The sequence below is a fragment of the Burkholderia sp. AU31652 genome (assembly GCF_002223155.1).
GTDB lineage: Bacteria > Pseudomonadota > Gammaproteobacteria > Burkholderiales > Burkholderiaceae > Burkholderia.
The window spans coordinates 162,440-178,770 of the sequence record NZ_NKFG01000004.1 but is presented as its reverse complement, the minus strand read 5'-3'; the positions used below and the strand labels follow the sequence as shown (position 1 = coordinate 178,770).

The 16,331-nt window shown below is 67.6% G+C and carries 17 protein-coding genes; 8 read left to right on the top strand and 9 right to left on the bottom strand.

Annotation, left to right across the window (positions count from 1 at the left end):
• Nucleotides 1-43 precede the first annotated feature (43 nt).
• The 4 genes from CFB40_RS13190 to CFB40_RS13175 all read right to left on the bottom strand — a co-directional run bounded on the left by CFB40_RS13190 (nucleotide 44) and on the right by CFB40_RS13175 (nucleotide 3,254).
• On the bottom strand, nucleotides 44-823 hold the full coding sequence (locus CFB40_RS13190; RefSeq protein ID WP_089426631.1) for an ABC transporter ATP-binding protein: 780 nt from the start codon (nucleotides 821-823) through the stop codon (nucleotides 44-46).
• Nucleotides 824-840: 17 nt separating this feature from the next.
• Entirely contained in the window at nucleotides 841-1,554 is a 714-nt protein-coding gene (locus tag CFB40_RS13185; RefSeq protein WP_011352853.1) for an ABC transporter permease, read from the bottom strand.
• The gene (locus CFB40_RS13180; RefSeq protein ID WP_021158491.1) at nucleotides 1,551-2,240 is read right to left on the bottom strand and encodes an ABC transporter permease; all 690 of its coding nucleotides are present in this window, start codon (nucleotides 2,238-2,240) and stop codon (nucleotides 1,551-1,553) included. The genes CFB40_RS13185 and CFB40_RS13180 overlap by 4 nt, the downstream gene beginning before the upstream one ends.
• Before the next feature lie 231 nt (nucleotides 2,241-2,471).
• Nucleotides 2,472-3,254, bottom strand: coding sequence for an ABC transporter substrate-binding protein (locus CFB40_RS13175; RefSeq protein WP_143329843.1), 783 nt, complete (start codon nucleotides 3,252-3,254; stop codon nucleotides 2,472-2,474).
• 369 nt (nucleotides 3,255-3,623) lie between these two features.
• Here CFB40_RS13175 and CFB40_RS13170 point away from each other — a divergent pair, with 369 nt between their 5' ends.
• Nucleotides 3,624-4,319: a pirin family protein gene (locus tag CFB40_RS13170; protein ID WP_089431558.1), complete on the top strand. Its 696-nt coding sequence runs from the start codon at nucleotides 3,624-3,626 to the stop codon at nucleotides 4,317-4,319.
• Between the two features lie 71 nt (nucleotides 4,320-4,390).
• On the opposite strand, the gene CFB40_RS13165 is transcribed toward CFB40_RS13170, so the two are convergent.
• Entirely contained in the window at nucleotides 4,391-4,942 is a 552-nt protein-coding gene (locus tag CFB40_RS13165; protein WP_089426072.1) for a periplasmic heavy metal sensor, read from the bottom strand.
• A 224-nt stretch (nucleotides 4,943-5,166) separates the two neighbouring features.
• On the opposite strand from CFB40_RS13165, the gene CFB40_RS13160 reads away from it, so the two are divergent.
• Both CFB40_RS13160 and CFB40_RS13155 read left to right on the top strand, forming a co-directional pair.
• Nucleotides 5,167-5,892, top strand: a complete 726-nt coding sequence (locus CFB40_RS13160; protein ID WP_009693256.1) for a response regulator — start codon at nucleotides 5,167-5,169, stop codon at nucleotides 5,890-5,892.
• A complete protein-coding gene (locus CFB40_RS13155; RefSeq protein ID WP_089431557.1) occupies nucleotides 5,876-7,192 on the top strand; it encodes an ATP-binding protein in 1,317 nt (438 codons plus the stop codon). Before CFB40_RS13160 ends, CFB40_RS13155 begins: the two co-directional genes overlap by 17 nt.
• 42 nt (nucleotides 7,193-7,234) lie before the next feature.
• On the opposite strand, the gene CFB40_RS13150 is transcribed toward CFB40_RS13155, so the two are convergent.
• Complete coding sequence (locus tag CFB40_RS13150) at nucleotides 7,235-7,501, bottom strand: double-stranded DNA-specific endonuclease (RefSeq protein WP_011545926.1); 267 nt, start codon at nucleotides 7,499-7,501, stop codon at nucleotides 7,235-7,237.
• A gap of 509 nt (nucleotides 7,502-8,010) precedes the next feature.
• Between CFB40_RS13150 and CFB40_RS13145 the strand changes: the two genes are divergently transcribed.
• Nucleotides 8,011-9,768, top strand: a complete 1,758-nt coding sequence (locus CFB40_RS13145) for an ABC transporter permease (RefSeq protein WP_089426070.1) — start codon at nucleotides 8,011-8,013, stop codon at nucleotides 9,766-9,768.
• A 22-nt stretch (nucleotides 9,769-9,790) separates the two neighbouring features.
• The gene (locus tag CFB40_RS13140) at nucleotides 9,791-11,128 is read left to right on the top strand and encodes an ABC transporter ATP-binding protein (protein ID WP_011352844.1); all 1,338 of its coding nucleotides are present in this window, start codon (nucleotides 9,791-9,793) and stop codon (nucleotides 11,126-11,128) included.
• A 67-nt stretch (nucleotides 11,129-11,195) separates the two neighbouring features.
• Here CFB40_RS13140 and CFB40_RS13135 read toward each other — a convergent pair whose 3' ends face one another.
• Nucleotides 11,196-11,690 carry a hypothetical protein gene (locus CFB40_RS13135; protein WP_089426069.1) on the bottom strand — a complete coding sequence of 165 codons (495 nt, stop codon included), beginning with the start codon at nucleotides 11,688-11,690 and terminating at the stop codon, nucleotides 11,196-11,198.
• Nucleotides 11,687-12,238, bottom strand: a complete 552-nt coding sequence (locus CFB40_RS13130; RefSeq protein ID WP_089426068.1) for a hypothetical protein — start codon at nucleotides 12,236-12,238, stop codon at nucleotides 11,687-11,689. The genes CFB40_RS13135 and CFB40_RS13130 overlap by 4 nt, the downstream gene beginning before the upstream one ends.
• 289 nt (nucleotides 12,239-12,527) lie before the next feature.
• Here CFB40_RS13130 and CFB40_RS13125 point away from each other — a divergent pair, with 289 nt between their 5' ends.
• The 3 genes from CFB40_RS13125 (at nucleotide 12,528) to CFB40_RS13115 (ending at nucleotide 14,880) form a co-directional block, all read left to right on the top strand.
• Entirely contained in the window at nucleotides 12,528-12,734 is a 207-nt protein-coding gene (locus tag CFB40_RS13125) for a hypothetical protein (protein ID WP_089431556.1), read from the top strand.
• A 138-nt stretch (nucleotides 12,735-12,872) separates the two neighbouring features.
• A complete protein-coding gene (otsA, locus tag CFB40_RS13120) occupies nucleotides 12,873-14,294 on the top strand; it encodes an alpha,alpha-trehalose-phosphate synthase (UDP-forming) (RefSeq protein ID WP_089426066.1) in 1,422 nt (473 codons plus the stop codon).
• Nucleotides 14,287-14,880: an AAA family ATPase gene (locus CFB40_RS13115; RefSeq protein ID WP_089431555.1), complete on the top strand. Its 594-nt coding sequence runs from the start codon at nucleotides 14,287-14,289 to the stop codon at nucleotides 14,878-14,880. The genes otsA and CFB40_RS13115 overlap by 8 nt, the downstream gene beginning before the upstream one ends.
• Before the next feature lie 30 nt (nucleotides 14,881-14,910).
• On the opposite strand, the gene CFB40_RS13110 is transcribed toward CFB40_RS13115, so the two are convergent.
• The gene (locus CFB40_RS13110; protein WP_089426064.1) at nucleotides 14,911-16,278 is read right to left on the bottom strand and encodes an MFS transporter; all 1,368 of its coding nucleotides are present in this window, start codon (nucleotides 16,276-16,278) and stop codon (nucleotides 14,911-14,913) included.
• Nucleotides 16,279-16,331 lie beyond the last annotated feature (53 nt).

Sequence of the window (16,331 nt, the reverse complement as noted above, 5' to 3'; positions counted from 1 at the left end):
CGAACCGCGGGGCGCCCGTTCACGCGTCGCGACGCGTGCGATGTTACTTGAGGCTGCCCGACAGGAACCCGCGCAGGCGTTCGCTCTTCGGGTTGGCGAACACCTCGGACGGCACGCCTTCTTCCTCGACGCGGCCCTGGTGCAGGAACATCACGTGGTTCGACACGTTGCGCGCAAAGCCCATCTCGTGCGTGACGACGATCATCGTGCGGCCTTCCTCGGCCAGCTTCTGCATCACCTTCAGCACTTCACCGACGAGTTCCGGGTCGAGCGCGGAAGTCGGCTCGTCGAACAGCATCACGTCCGGATGCATCGCCAGCGCGCGCGCAATCGCCACGCGCTGCTGCTGGCCGCCCGACAGGTGCGACGGATACTGCTTCTCGACGCGCGGCGCGAGGCCGACTTTCTCGAGATACTCGCGTGCGCGCTCCTCAGCTTCCTTCTTCGGGATGCCGAGCACGTTCACCGGCGCTTCCATCACGTTCTCGATCACGTTCATGTGCGACCAGAGGTTGAAGTGCTGGAACACCATCGACAGCTTGGTGCGTACGCGCTGCAGCTGCTTCGTATCGGCGGCGCGCAGCGCGCCGGTCTTGTCGAGCGCGGTGCGCACTTCCTCGCCGTCGACGAAGATGCGGCCCGCGTTCGGCTGCTCGAGGAAGTTGATGCAGCGGAGCATCGTGCTCTTGCCGGAACCGGACGAGCCGATCACGCTGATCACGTCGCCCGAGTTCGCCTTCAGCGAGACGCCCTTGAGCACCTCGTTGTCGCCGTACCGCTTGTGCAGATCGTCGACGAAAAGCTTTTGAGTCTGGGAATTCATCATAGTCCTGCGAAAACTTACTTGCCTTGCGGGCGCAGATACGCGAGCCAGCGGCGCTCGGCCTGGCGGAACAGCCAGACGAGCGTGAACGAGATCACGAGATAGAGCAGGGCGGCGATGCCGAACGCATGGAACGACATGTAGGTCGCCGAGTTGACGTCGCGGGCGATCTTCAGGATGTCCGGCACGGTCGCGGTAAATGCAACGGTGGTCGCGTGCAGCATCAGGATCACCTCGTTGCTGTACAGCGGCAGCGCGCGGCGCAGCGCCGACGGCAGGATCACGCGGCGGTACATCGTGAACGTCGACATGCCGTACGCGCGCGCGGCTTCGATCTCGCCGTACGACGTCGCCTTGATCGCGCCCGCGAAGATCTCGGTGGTGTACGCGCAGGTGTTCAGCGTGAACGCGAGCAGCGTGCAGTGCATCCCGTCGCGGAAGAACGCGTCGAGCATCGGCGTGCCGCGCACGGCCTGCAGGCTGTAAAGGCCCGTGTAGCAGAGCAGCAGCTGCACGTAGAGCGGCGTGCCGCGGAACACGTACGTGTAGAGCCACACGGCGCCCGACAGCCACTTCTTCTTCGACACGCGCGCGACCGCGAGCGGTATCGACAGGCAGAAGCCGAGGCCGATCGACACGACCAGCAGCCACAACGTGATCGCGACACCGGTGATGCGATAGCCGTCGGTGTAGAGATAGTTGCGCCAGTATTCTTGGATGAGTTCGATCATAGGTCAGCCTTGCGGACGCCGGTCGAGTAGCGCTTTTCGAGCCACATCAGCACGAAGTTCGAGATCGTCGTGATCGCGAGGTAGACGGCACCCGCGATCAGCGTGAAGAAGAAGAACCGCAGCGTGCCCTTGCCGGCGTCCTGCGACGCCTTCACGACGTCGGCGAGGCCGATGATCGACACGAGCGCGGTCGACTTCACGAGCACCTGCCAGTTGTTGCCGATGCCGGGCAGCGCGAAGCGCATCATCTGCGGGAACATGATCCGCGTGAACACCTGCCAGTTCGTCATCCCGTACGCGCTGCCGGCCTCGAGCTGGCCGCGCGGCACCGACAGGAACGCGCCGCGGAACGTCTCGGTGAAATACGCGCCGTAGATGAAGCCGAGCACGAGCACGCCGGCGAGGAACGGGTCGATGTCGATCTGGTCCCAGCCGAGCGCGTCGGTCGCCATGTTCAGCCAGATCTGCAGGCTGTAGAACAGCAGCAGCATCAGCACGAGGTCGGGCACGCCGCGGATCAGCGTCGTGTAGACGGTGCCGACGCCGTTCGTGAAGCGGTTGCGCGACAGCTTCGCGCCCGCGCCGAGCAGGCCCAGCAGGAACGACAGCGCAAGCGAAAGCACCGCCAGTTTGACGGTTTGCCAGGTGCCAGCGAGGATCAGCGGGCCGTAACCTTGTAGAAACATTGAGTGGTCCCTGGTGTGGTCCCTTAGGGCGCACGCGGTGCGCCGCCAAAGACGCGTTCCGCCCAAGCTGCGCGGAACGCCCCGTGCGTATCATGACCGTCCGCCCCGGCATCGGTGCCGGGCCCGCCCGTCGCGCGAGCGGCGGGCAGGGGGCGGGCGGCGCGTGGTTGACTGCCTGTACTGCCCGGGTGCGGGGCCGCCCCCGCATCCGTCGTCTCTTCTTTTCGTTGCTCAGCGGGCCGAAGCCGAATAGACGCTGAACGCGAAATACTTGTGCGACAGCCGGTCGTACGTGCCGTCCTTGTGCATGTCGGCCAGCGCCTGGTTGATCTTGAGCTTCAGGTCCGTATCTTCCTTGCGCAGGCCGATCGCGGTGCCGTCGCCGATCGTCTTCGGATCCTTCACTTCCGGCCCGGCAAACGCGAAGCCCTTGCCGCGCGGCGTGCGCAGGAAGCCGTAGTCGGCCTGCAGCTCGTCCTGCAGCGTCGCGTCGAGACGGCCCGAGCCGAGATCGGCATAGACCTGGTCCTGGTTCTGGTAAGGAATGATCGTCACGCCCTGCGGCTCCCAGTACGCCTTCGCGTAGGTTTCCTGCGTCGAGCCCTGCTCGACGCCCACGCGCTTGCCCTTCAGCGATGCAACCGTCGGCAGCAGCGGCGAGCCGGTCTTCGCGATCATCCGCGCCGGCGCGTCATAGACCTTGTCGGAGAAGTCGATCTGTTCGCGGCGCTTGTCCGTGACGGTCAGCGACGACACGATGACGTCGTACTTCTTCGCCTTCAGCGCCGGGATGATCCCGTCGAGATCCTGCGCCACCCACACGCATTTCACGTTGATTCGCTTGCAGATTTCCTTGGTGAGATCGACGTCGAAACCGACGATCTCGCCGCTCGGCGCGGTCGACTCGAACGGCGGGTAGCTGGCGTCGACGCCGATCCGCACGGTCTTCCACTCCTTCGCGAAGGCGCTGCCCGCCATGAGGGCGAGGGCGGCGCACAGGGCGGCCTTCTTCATTTCCATCCTTCTGTTGCTGACTTTCCGGGAGCACTCGCGGCCGGTTGGACCGGGCGCCGCGGCGTATTCTAGACGGCCAAAAATCGCCGATCGGCGCTCTGGCAATGGCGGCCGCCGGAACGGCGAACGCCAAAAGGCCGGTATTTTACCCGAACGCGATACCCGGAAACCGGCAATCCGGGCCGACCGATCGATTCTTCGACGCATTGATCCGGCTGTTGCGATAATCGCCGCATTCGCAATGGACATTGCATCGATTGCATCCGCAGGTGCAACGATGCGGTGCGCAGGCGGCGGATTGTGGCGCGATTGGCACACTCATACAGTGATGGCATGGCAGAACCCTGCATCCCACGGAGTGTCCGTTCCATGTTCCAGATCCGCCGCGCCGCCGATCGCGACCAGCGCAGCCATGGCTGGCACGAATTCCTTCACAGCTTTCCTGGGGCGTCCGGCCGGAGCGGGCCGCCGGCGTTCGGCGCGTTGCGCGAACTGAACGAGGAGTGCATCGCGCCGACCCGCGGCTACGGGATGCGGCCGTACCGCGACGCGGAAATCGTCACCTACGTGCTCGACGGCGCGCTCGCGCATCGCGACAGCCTCGGCAACGGGGCGATCGTCCGTGCGGGCAGCGTGCAGCGCATGAGCGCCGGCAGCGGTGTCATGCTGAGCGAAACCAACGCGTCGCGTGACGAGCCGCTGCGCCTGCTGCGGATCTGGCTCGCGCCGGCCGGGGCAGGCGGCCGGCCCGGCTACGTGCAGACGCGCTTTGCCGATGACGAGAAACGCGGCCGGCTGCGGCTCGTCGCGGCGCCGGACGGTGGCGACGGTGCGCTGCCGATCGGTGCGGACGCCCGCATCTTCGCGGGGCTGATCGACGGCGACGAGGCGGCGGCGTTCGACGTGCCGGCCGGGCGCCGCGCGTACGTGCACGTGGTGCGCGGCGACGTCGAGGTGAACGGCTACGCGCTGTCCGCGGGCGACGGCGCGCGGATCGGTGCCGTGGACGCGGTAGCGTTCGCGCGCGGCCAGACGGCCGAGGTGCTGCTGTTCGACGTCGCCTGAAACGCAAAAAAGGGGACGCGGGCCGGTGCCCGCGTCCCCTTCGATGCCGCTGCGCGGAGCGGCCCGCCGGCTTACTGCGCCGGCGCCGACGCGGCCTTGGCCGCGCGATGCTGCTCCCAGCGCTCCTTCATCTTCTCGTGGCGCTGTTCCATCTTCGCGAACTGCTGCTTGAGCGCCGTGCTGACCATCGTCTTCTGCTGGTCGTTCAGCCCGTTGTAGAACGTGAGCCATGCGGCGGACGTCTGCTCGCGCAGTTGCGCGTTCTGCGCCTCGGCCTGCTGGCGTGCCGAGTGCATCGCGCTCAGGTCGAGGATCGGCTGGTTCTGCTGCGCCTTGAACTGGTCGCGCATCTGCTCGTGGCTCTTGCGCATCGCGTCACGGTTCTGCTTCATCGTGTTGACGGCCGCCTGCCATTGCTGTTCCTGCGACGCGTTGAGCTTCAGCTGGTCGTGCAGTTTCATGATCGCGCCGAACGGGCCGCCTTCGTGCCCGCCGTGCATCTGGTGCATGCCGGGGCCGCCCGGAGGCGGCATGTCGTTGGGCTGCGCGGCATGCGCGGTGCCGAATGCGAGAGCGAGCACGGTGGCGGCCGCGATGGCCACGCGGGAAGTCTTCTTATACATTTCAGAAACTCCTTGTATCCAAAGGGTCCGGCGATGCGGGTCCGGGAAAACCGGGCGCCGCATCCGGTAAGACGCAGGTTAGCGATGCAGGCTGCGGCCGGTGTTACGTGGGGCGGTGGCCGGGTTACCGCGCATTACAGTTCCCTTGCGCGGTAACCCGCAGTAACCCTTTCGTCCCTTTGTTTCGTTCTTCGACTCCGCCCTCGCGCGGTAAACTTCGAGCCATGACTACCCAGATCCTCATCGTCGACGACGACCAAGAACTCCGAGACCTGCTGCGCGACTACCTCGTGCGCCAGGGGATGGAAGTGTCCGTGCTGCACGACGCGGCGACGCTCGAGAAGCGCCTCGAGCGCGAGCGGCCCGACCTGATCGTGCTGGACCTGATGATGCCGGGCGTCGACGGCCTGACCGCGCTGCGCCAGCTGCGCGCGGCCGGCGACGACATCCCCGTGATCATGCTGACCGCGCGTGCGGACGACGTCGACCGCATCGTCGGGCTCGAGCTCGGCGCGGACGACTACCTCGGCAAGCCGTTCAACCCGCGCGAGCTGCTCGCGCGCGTGCAGGCCGTGCTGCGCCGCCGCCGCGCGACGCCGTCGGCGGCGGCGCCCGAACAGCGCGAGCCGTTCGCGTTCGGCCGCTTCGTGCTCGACTTCCAGGCGCGCACGCTGTCGGTCGACGGCAAGCCGGCCACGCTGTCGAGCAGTGAATTCGCGCTGCTGAAGATCTTCGTGAACCATGCGCTGCGCACGCTCACGCGCGAGCGGCTGCTCGAGCTGCTGCACGGGCCCGAGTACGACGGCACCGACCGCGGCATCGACGTCCAGGTGTGGCGCCTGCGCCGCATCCTCGAAACGGATCCGTCGACGCCGCGCTTCATCCAGACGGTGCGCGGGCGCGGCTACGTGTTCGTGCCCGACGGCGAGGCCCATGCGCAAACCCATTGATTCACTGTTCGGGCGGCTGGCGCTGCTCGTCGTCGGTGTCCTGCTCCTGTCGCACTTCGCGTGGTTCTTCGCGATGCGGCTCGAGCGCAGCCAGATGCAGACGCGTTACGCGGTCGAGGAGGCCGCGTTCCTGGTCGACGCGGTGCGCCAGCACGTCGCGCGCACGCCCGACCAGCCGCTGCCGTCGCGCGTGCGGCTCGTGTCGCCGGACAGCGCCGACGTGCCGAAGGGCGGTGATGCGGGGCTGCCGCCGCCGCTGAAGCGGTTCCGCGACGACGTGAGCGACCGCATGCCGCCCGGCACGCAGGTCGAGATCGGCACGCCCGGACATCCGCCGGTGCTGTGGGTGAAGGAGCCGACCGACCGCAACTGGATCGTGGTGCCGGTTCAGCCGCTGCGGCCGCCGCGCTCGCTCGACCGGATGCTGTTGTGGCTCGGCACGATCTTCTCGGCCGGCGTGATCGCCGCGCTGTTCGCGGCCTGGCAACTGCAGCAGCCGCTGCGTTCGCTGGCACGCGCGGTCGCGCGCTTCGGCCGCGGCCAGCCGGTGCCGCCGCTGCGTGAGCGCGGCCCGCGCGAGCTGCGCCAGCTCACGCATGGCTTCAACCAGATGGTGGAACAGGTGTCGCAGGCCGAGAGCGACCGCGCGGTGATGCTCGCGGGCGTGGCGCACGACCTGCGCACGCCGCTTGCGCGGATGCGGCTGCGGGCGGAAATGATGGACGACGCCCGGTTGCGTGATGGCGTCGTGCGCGACGTCGATTCGATGTCGCACATCGTCGATCAATTCCTGGTGTTCGCGCACGGCGGGTCCGATCGCAGCGAGCCGGTGCCGGTCGATCAGGCATGCGAGCGGATCGCGCGCAGCTATCGCGCGGTCGCGCCGAACGCGCCGACGGTCCAGACCCGGCTCGACGCCGATCCGGGTTTCCGGCTGCCGACGGCGACGCTCGACCGGATCCTGTCGAACCTGCTGGACAATGCGCATGCGTATGGTGCGCCGCCCGTGCTCGTCGAGACGGCGCGCACGCCGGCCGGCTACGTGTTGTCGGTGAGCGACAGCGGCGGCGGGATCGCGCCGCGCGACCTCGCGGCGGCCACGCGGCCGTTCGTGCGGCTCGACCCGGCGCGCGGCGGCAACGGCCACAGCGGGCTCGGGCTCGCGATCGTCGAGCGGCTCGTGCTCAGGCTGGGCGGGACGTGCGACATCGGCAACCGCCCCGAAGGCGGCCTGCGTGTCGCGATGACGTTCCCGTTCGAGGTCGTGCCGAAGGACGAACCCCACGCACAGGCCGCATGAGCGGCTGCGGCGCCGGCCCGGACGGGCTGGCGCCGCGTGCCATCATTCGCCGAACAGCGTGCCGAGCGTCTCGGCCGCGTTGCTGTCGATGGTGTTGTAGGTCACGGTGGTGGCCTCGAAGATGTAGACGGTCGTGTACCGGCCGAGGCGCTCCAGGATTTCCTCCTGCAGCGATTCCGGCACGACGTTCATGTTCAGGTACCACGCCGTCGACGACAGCCGCGTCTGGAACGACCCGTACTCCTGCATCAGTTCGTAGAACGCGTCGGCATCCTGATCGCGGCAGACGATCACCAAGTTTCCTGCCATTCCCTTTCCTCCCGCTCGTCGATCGATCCCCAGCGCCTGTTGACATCGGGCACGCGCATGCGTTGCCGTCGGACCATCCGCAACAGACCCCGAGGGCCAGCCCTGATCATACCCGCATAGTCGTATCCGGCTGGTGACGCCCGACATGGTTTGCGCGCACGTGCGGCTGGCGGGTTCCCGGGCGGGCCGGATCACGGCATAATTCGGGCCTGCATGCCGGCCGAAAGACTGCGGCCGGGGCTGCTCGACCCGCGCACCCGCCATCCGCCCGCGCGCCAGGCACGATCCGTGCGCCGCCTGCGCCGTTCCCGGACGGTTGTACCTGAAATACAGGTTGGTGTAGTGTCGTGCCGTCGCGGCCGACTCGTCCGGGGCGCGGCAGCGCGTGCACGCACGGCGCACCGCGCTCGCGCGCGATCGTCAGTCAATCGAATTACCGCACCCGTGCGCTTTGCCATGAATCAACATCGACTGCCGGCTTCGTTCGGCCTTACCGGGGAGGGCGCCTGATGGACGTCGGATTCTTCAATCCGAACCGGACCGCCAACGCGTCCGCGTGGCGCGTCCTGCCGAACCGGTGGGATTTCATCGCGTTTCCGCTGATCATCTGCCTGATCGCGATGGCGGTCGTCGGTTTCCACGAAACGATGGCGCCGATCGGTACCCTGCAGACGCAGAAGATCTCGCTCGACCCGTCGAACCTGCCCGAATACGCGTTGCGCACCACGCTGCGGATGCTTGCCGCGATGGTCGCGTCGCTTGCGTTCACGCTGATCTACGGTACGCTCGCCGCGAAAAGCCGGCGTGCCGGCATGGTGCTGATCCCGATCCTCGACATCCTGCAGTCGGTGCCGGTGCTCGGCTTCATCTCGTTCACCGTCACGTTCTTCCTCGCGCTGTTCCCGAGCCGCGTGCTCGGCGCCGAGCTCGCGGCGATCTTCGCGATCTTCACGAGCCAGGCGTGGAACATGACGTTCAGCTTCTACCAGTCGCTGCGTACGGTGCCGCGCGACCTGGACGAAGTGTCGCGGGGTTTCCACCTGACGTCGTGGCAACGCTTCTGGAAGCTCGAAGTACCGTTCTCGATGCCGGGCCTGATCTGGAACATGATGATGTCGATGTCGGGCGGCTGGTTCTTCGTCGTCGCGTCGGAGGCCATCACCGTCGGCAACCAGACTATTACGTTGCCGGGCGTCGGCGCGTATCTCGCGCAGGCGATCTCGGACAAGAACCTCGGTGCGATCGGCTGGGTGATCCTCACGATGACGGTCGTGATCGTCGCGTACGACCAACTGCTGTTCCGCCCGCTCATCGCGTGGGCCGACAAGTTCCGGATGGAGAACACCGCGTCGGGCGATGCGCCGCAATCGTGGCTGCTCGACCTCGTGCGCCGCACGCGCCTGATTCATCAGTTGCTCGTGCCGGCCGGCTGGTTCTTCGCGAAGGCCGCGCGGATTCCGCTGCGCCTGCCGCTGTCGGGGGCGATGCGCTTCTCGCTGCCGAAAGTCGAGAAGAAGGCGTCACGCACGGTCGACATCGCGTGGGCGACCCTCGTGCTGCTCGGCACGGCGTATATCGTGTGGCGTGTCATCAGCTTCGTGTCGACCGGCGTGACGATGGCCGAGGTCGGCCACGTGCTGGTGCTGGGGCTCATCACGCTGCTGCGCGTGGTCGTGCTGATCTCCATCGCGTCAGTGATCTGGGTGCCGATCGGCGTGTGGGTCGGGCTGCGCCCGAAGCTGGCCGAGAAGCTGCAGCCGCTCGCGCAGTTCCTCGCCGCGTTTCCGGCCAACCTGCTGTTCCCGGTGTTCGTGATCGTGATCGCGCGCTTTCACCTGAACGCCGATATCTGGCTGTCGCCGCTGATCGTGCTCGGCACGCAGTGGTATATCCTGTTCAACGTGATTGCCGGCGCGACGTCCTACCCGAACGACTATCGCGAAGCCGCGACGAACTTCCGCATCCGTGGCTGGCAGTGGTGGCGGCAGGCGATCCTGCCCGGCATCTTCCCGTATTACGTGACCGGCGCCATCACCGCATCGGGCGGCGCGTGGAACGCGAGCATCGTGTCGGAAGCCGTGCAGTGGGGCAATACCAAGATCGAGGCGCACGGCCTCGGTGCCTATATCGCGCAGACCACCGCCGCCGGCGATTTTCCGAAGATCATCCTGGGCATCGCCGTGATGTCCCTGTTCGTTACCCTGTTCAACCGCCTGCTGTGGCGTCCGCTGTATGCCTTCGCCGAAGCGAAGCTGCGGCTCGACTGAGACCGATTGAGAGCGAAACGCGATGCACAATCCGAATGCTGTAAACGCCCCCGTCCAGACGAACCAGCCGCCGCGCCTCGGTGAGGAAATCCTGCGCGTCGATCACGTCTGTCGCGGCTTCAACAAGACGCAGGGCGAATTGCTCGTGCTCGACGATGCGAACCTGTCGCTGCGCGAAGGCGAGATCGTCGGGCTGCTCGGCCGTTCCGGCTCGGGCAAGTCGACGCTGTTGCGCATCATCGCCGGGCTGATCGAGCCGACCGGCGGTGAAGTGACCTATCTCGGCCAGCCGCTGCGCGGCCCGGCCGAAGGCGTCGCGATGGTGTTCCAGACCTTCGCGCTGTTCCCGTGGCTCACCGTGCTGCAGAACGTGGAAGCCGGCCTCGAGGCGCTTGGCGTCGGCGCACGCGAGCGGCGTGAGCGTGCGCTGGCCGCGATCGACCTGATCGGTCTCGACGGCTTCGAGAACGCGTACCCGCGCGAGCTGTCGGGCGGCATGCGCCAGCGCGTGGGCTTTGCGCGCGCGCTCGTCGTCGACCCGACGATCCTGCTGATGGACGAGCCGTTCTCCGCGCTCGACGTGCTGACGGCCGAGACGCTGCGTACCGACCTGCTCGATCTGTGGACGCAGGGCCGGATGCCGATCAAGTCGGTACTGATCGTCACGCACAACATCGAGGAAGCCGTGTTCATGTGCGACCGGATCCTCGTGCTGTCGTCGAACCCGGGCCGCGTGATCGCCGAGATCAAGGTACCGTTCAAGCATCCGCGCAACCGGCTCGACCCGGCGTTCCGCAAGCTCGTCGACGACATCTACGCGAAGATGACGGCCCGCCAGACCGGCGAGGCGACGAAGAAGGGGCTCGAGCTCGGCAGCTGGCTGCCGCAGGTGTCGACCAACCTGATGGCCGGCCTGATCGAGACGCTCGCGATGGCGCCGTACCACGGCCGCGCGGACATGCCGGAAATCGCGCGCACGCTGCATCTGGAAGTCGACGACCTGTTCCCGATCGCCGAAGTGCTGCAGTACCTCGGCTTCGCGGACGTGCGGGAAGGGGACGTGTTCCTGACGCCGCCGGGGCGCGTGTTCGCGGAATTCGGCACGCAGGAGCGCAAGCTGATGTTCGCGGATCACCTGCTGAAGCACGTGCCGCTCGCCGCGCGGATCAAGAAGGTGCTGAACGAGCGCCCGGGCCATCGTGCGCCGCGCGTGCGCTTCGAGCAGGAGCTGGAGGATTTCCTGTCGGACGGCGCCGCCGAGGAGACGCTCGACGCGGTGATCGACTGGGGCCGTTACGGCGAGATCTTCTCGTACAACGACCAGACCGAGATTTTCAGTCTCGAGGACGTCGAGTCCTGATCGACGTGCCGGGCCGTGCGGCCCGGCATGCGTGTGCGCCGCGCGTCACGCGCGGCGTATCGCACACTTACTGCAGATTCCCCCACCGGTCGACCGCCGGTTCCGCCGACGCCCACTTCCAGTGCGTGCCTTGCTGGCACGCATTCGCGAAATACCAGTCGGCCTTGTTGCCATCCTTCACCGAGAACGCGAATTCCTTGCAGATCGCGAGCGCCGACGCGTACGCGCGCGTGACGCGCACTTCGCCTTCGCCGTTTTCGAGCGGCAGCGTGTTCTTCACCTTCCACGGCTTCACTTCGCCGACGGCCAGGCTGCCGGCCGTCTTCGCGATCGCGTCCTGCTGGTTCTGATGGAGCTGCTTCATCGTGCGGTTGACGGCTTCGTCGGTCGCGGCCTGCACGGCAATCCCGACGCCGACGCCGACCGCCGGGTTCGCGGTGACGAGGCCCGTCGCCGCGCCGGCGAGGGCGCCGCTCGCCGCGCCGACCGACCCGCAGCCCGACAGCGTGGCCGTTGCCGCGCACAGCGCGCCGATGGCCGCGATACGGAGCGCGACGCTCATTGCAGCGCACCCCAGCGTTCGGTCGCCGGTTCGGCCGATGCCCATTTCCAGACGGGGCCGTCGCGGCAGATCGTGGCGACGTAGAAGGCCGATTGCGCGGCTTTGTCGGGTTTCGCGGGCGTATCGACCGCGAACACGATTTCCTTGCAGTCGAGCGGGCCGATGCTGATCATCCGGCTGACCGTCACGCGACCCTGCTCGTCGTCCTCGATCGGGAACGAGTGGTGCGTCGACCACGGCGCCACGCCGCCCACGTCGAGCGGGCCCGCCGCCTTCGCGATCTGTTCCTGGGTGTAGCGGTGTGCGACCCGCTGCGAGTACTGGACGCCCGCCCGCGCCCCGGCGACGGCACCGAGGCCGATGCCCGTCGCGACGGCGGCGTTGTTGGTGACCTTGGAGGCGATCGCGGCGCCCGCGATACCGGCGCCGGCAGTCGCGCCTTCGCTGTACAGCGAGTTGCAGCCGGACAGCAGTGCGGCCGTGGCGATCACGGCCAGCACGACGCGCGCCGGCGTGGCCCGGCGCGGCGATTCGAAACGAATGTTCATCCCTGAGTGCAAGTCCTGTCTGGGTGAGCGGCGTGGCATGCACACCGTCAATGCCGCGTCATTGTTTCGCAATTGTCATAGGAAAACTGCAAAGCTTTGACAAATCGCCGTGCGGCAGGCCGCGTGCGCGCGAGCGGCGTTATTGTCGGATAGATGCTTGCGGAGGGGTCGAAACGTTACAAATTGAAGGTAATTGTTACCTTCGGATGCGATCAGGCGACCTAGACTGTTGTGCTATGGAATGTTTCTACGACGGCCTTGGGCCGCGCCGCATATGAGACACCCAGCTATGCGCCGTTCGAAACGGCTATCACCTCGGCCGTCCGATGCGGCCGTCCGTCCGGAAGACCTCCCGCGTCCGCGGACCGACGCGCCATCGGCGCCGCCGCCGGGCGCGCCCGACGACACGCCGTCGGACGGCGATCACAACCAGGGCGGCGCCCGCCCGGAAGGGCTCGACTATCAACGTGACCTCGGTCAGGAGCAGGACGCGTGATTCCGTCGTAGCCGCATTCCACCGCCGTATTTCATCGCAATTCTCGGAACTGAATCGCCGCGCGGCCGCCTTCGGGCCGCCGCGCCCGCTTTGGCGTGCGTCGCGCGCCAGCTAATCGAATCGAGGAGGGGAAGTCGCATGAGCAGATTGATCGTGGTATCGAACCGTGTCGCCGCCGGCGAGGACACGCGCCCGAGCGCGGGTGGCCTTGCGGTCGGCGTGATGGACGCGCTGAAGGAAACGGGCGGCGTCTGGTTCGGCTGGAACGGCGAGATCGTCGGCGCACCCGACACCGAGCCCGCGATCCAGCGGGACGGCAACGTCACCTATGCGACGGTCGGGCTGACCCGGCGCGACTACGACCAGTACTACCGCGGCTTCTCGAATGCGACGCTGTGGCCGGTGTTCCATTACCGCGGTGATCTCGCGCGCTTCGACCGCCAGGAATACGCGGGCTACCTGCGCGTGAACGCGATGCTCGCGAAGCAGCTCGCCGCCTTGCTGCGCCCCGACGACCTGATCTGGGTGCACGACTATCACCTGTTGCCGTTCGCGCATTACCTGCGCGAGCTCGGCGTGAAGAACCCGATCGGCTTCTTCCTGCACATCCCGTTTCCGTCGCCCGACATGCTGCGTCTCGTGCCGCCGCACGAGGAACTCGTGAAGTTCATGTGCGCGTACGACGTCGCGGGTTTCCAGACCGAGGCCGACAAGCAGGCGTTTACCGACTACATCGAGCGGCGCGGGATCGGCGCGGCGAGCGACGACGGGATGCTGCACGCGCATGGCCGCGTCGTGAAGGTCGCCGCCTATCCGATCGGCGTGCATCCCGACGCGATCGCGCAGGCGGCCGTCCAGTACGGCACGCGCAAGCCGGTGAAGATGCTGCGCGAGGCGCTCGACGGCCGCAAGCTGGTGATGAGCGTCGACCGCCTCGATTATTCGAAGGGGCTCGTCGAGCGCTTCCAGTCGTTCGAGCGGATGCTCGCGAACGCGCCGGGCTGGCAAGGGCGTGTGTCGCTGCTGCAGATCGCGCCGCCGACGCGTTCCGACGTGAAGACCTATCAGGACATCCGCGAAACGCTCGAGGGCGAGGCCGGCCGCATCAACGGCCGCTTCTCGCAGCTCGACTGGACGCCGATCCAGTACCTGAACCGCAAGTACGAGCGCAACCTGCTGATGGCGTTCTTCCGGATGTCGCAGGTGGGCTACGTGACGCCGCTGCGCGACGGGATGAATCTCGTCGCGAAGGAGTACGTCGCGTCGCAGGATCCGGCCGATCCGGGCGTGCTCGTGCTGTCGGAGTTCGCGGGCGCGGCGGCCGAGCTGACCGGCGCGCTCCTCGTCAATCCGTACGACCTGTCGCAGATGGCCGAGGCGCTCGAGCGCGCGCTGTCGATGCCGCTCGCGGAGCGGCAGGCGCGCCACGAGGAGAACCTCGCGCGGCTGCGCGCGAACGACCTGTCGGTCTGGCGCGATACGTTCGTCGCCGACTTGCGCAGCGTCGCGGCGGCCGCGTCGGTCACGCGGCGCGTGGGCCGGCGGGTTGCGCATGCGTGAGGTCGTGCAGGCGCCCGGCGCCGCCGACGATGCGGGCGAGGAAGCCGCACGCCGCTTCTTTATCGTCACCGGTGGCCCGGGCTCGGGCAAGAGCACATTGCTCGACGCGCTCGAACGCGCCGGTTTCGCGCGCTCGCAGGAAGCCGGTCGCGGCGTGATCCGCGACCAGATGGCGATCGACGGCCAGGCGTTGCCGTGGCGTGACCCGGCGGCGTTCACCGAGTTGATGCTGAGCTGGGAGATGCGCTCGTACGATCTTGCGCGCCACGCGCGCGGGCCCGTGTTCTTCGATCGCGGCGTGCCGGACGTGGTCGGCTATCTACGGCTGACAGGGCTCGCGGTGCCCGCGCATGCGGAAGCCGCGGCCCGCCGTTTCCGCTACCACCGGCGCGTGTTCATCGCGCCGCCGTGGCCGGACATCTATGCGCAGGACACTGAACGCCGGCAGGATTTCGCGGAAGCCGTGCGCACCTACGACGCGATGGTCGAGTGCTACACGTCATATGGCTACCGGCTGATCGAACTGCCGCGCGACAGCGTGCAGGCGCGCGTGCGCTTCGTGACGGACGCGCTCGACGCGGAATGACGAGCGGGAGCGAGGACGGCGAGCGATGTGTCAGGTCGCCGTGTCCGGCCGCGGCGACGTGATGCGCAGCATGCTGACGACCGCGGCCACCGCCGCGAATGCCGCGGCGACATAGAGCGCGATCGTCGGCCCGCGATCGGGCACGAGCCCGAAAATCAAGGCGACGAGCGCGGCGCCGAGCGTCTGCCCGGTCAGCCGCGCGGTGCTCAGCATGCCGCCCGCGCCACCGCTGCGCTCGCGCGGCGCCGACGACAGCATCGCGCGGTTGTTCGGCGACTGGAACAACCCGAAGCCCGCACCGCACAGCGCCATCCGCCACACGATGTCGACGGTGCCCGGGTGCGCGCCGATCGTCGCGAGCGACAAGAGCCCGGCCGCGAACAGCGCGAGCCCGATCCCGCCGAGGATGCCGGCTGAATAGCGATCGGACAGCACGCCCGCGAGCGGCGCGGCAAACACGATCACGAGCGGCCACGGCGTCATGTACAGGCCCGTCTCGACCTGCGAGAAGCCGAGCGAATTCTGCAGCCAGAACGGCAGCGCGACGAACGCGAGCATCTGCGACGTGAACGACGCCGTCGACGTATAGACCGACAGCGCGAACATCGGGATGCGCATCAGGTCGACCGGCAGCAGCGGCGCCGGCTGCGACAGCTGGCGCTTCACGAAGAAGTAGCCGACGACGAACGCGACGGCCAGCTCGGCCGCGACATACGCATGGCTTTCGCCATGGCCGAGCCCGTCCACGGCCGTGATCAGCAGCCCGAACACGCACGCGTTCATCACCGCGCTCGCGAAATCGTACGGTGCGTCGTGCAGCGGGTTGGCCGGCAGCGCACGCACGCTGCCGACTACCGCGGCGATGCCGATCGGCACGTTGACCGCGAAGAGCCACGGCCACGACGCGAACGACAGGATCGCGGACGCGACCGTCGGCCCGATCGCCGACGACAGCGCCACCACCATCGCATTGATCGACAGCCCGCGCCCGAGCATCGACGACGGGTAGATCATCCGCACGAGCGCCGCGTTGACGCTCATGATGCCGGCCGCGCCGAAGCCCTGGATCACGCGCATCACGGCCAGCATCGGCAACGAGCCGGCGAGCGCGCAGCCGAGCGACGCAGCGGTGAACAGCGCGAGCCCCGCGATGTAGATGCGGCGATAGCCGATGCGCTCGCCGAGCGACGCGAGCGGCAGCAGCGTGATCGTGACCGCGAGCTGGTACGCGTTGACGATCCAGATCGAGGCGGCGTCGGATGCGTGCAGGTCGCGCGCGATCGTCGGCAGCGCGACGTTGGCGATGGCGCCGTCGAGCACGGCGAGCGTGATGCCCAGTGCGACGCAGACGATCGCCCAGTAGCGTTGCGGAAGCGGCAGGCCGGTATCGGCGTTCATGGCGGGAGCAGAGGCGTGGTTGTCCGCGCGCCCGGTTGCCGGTTGCGTGCGCA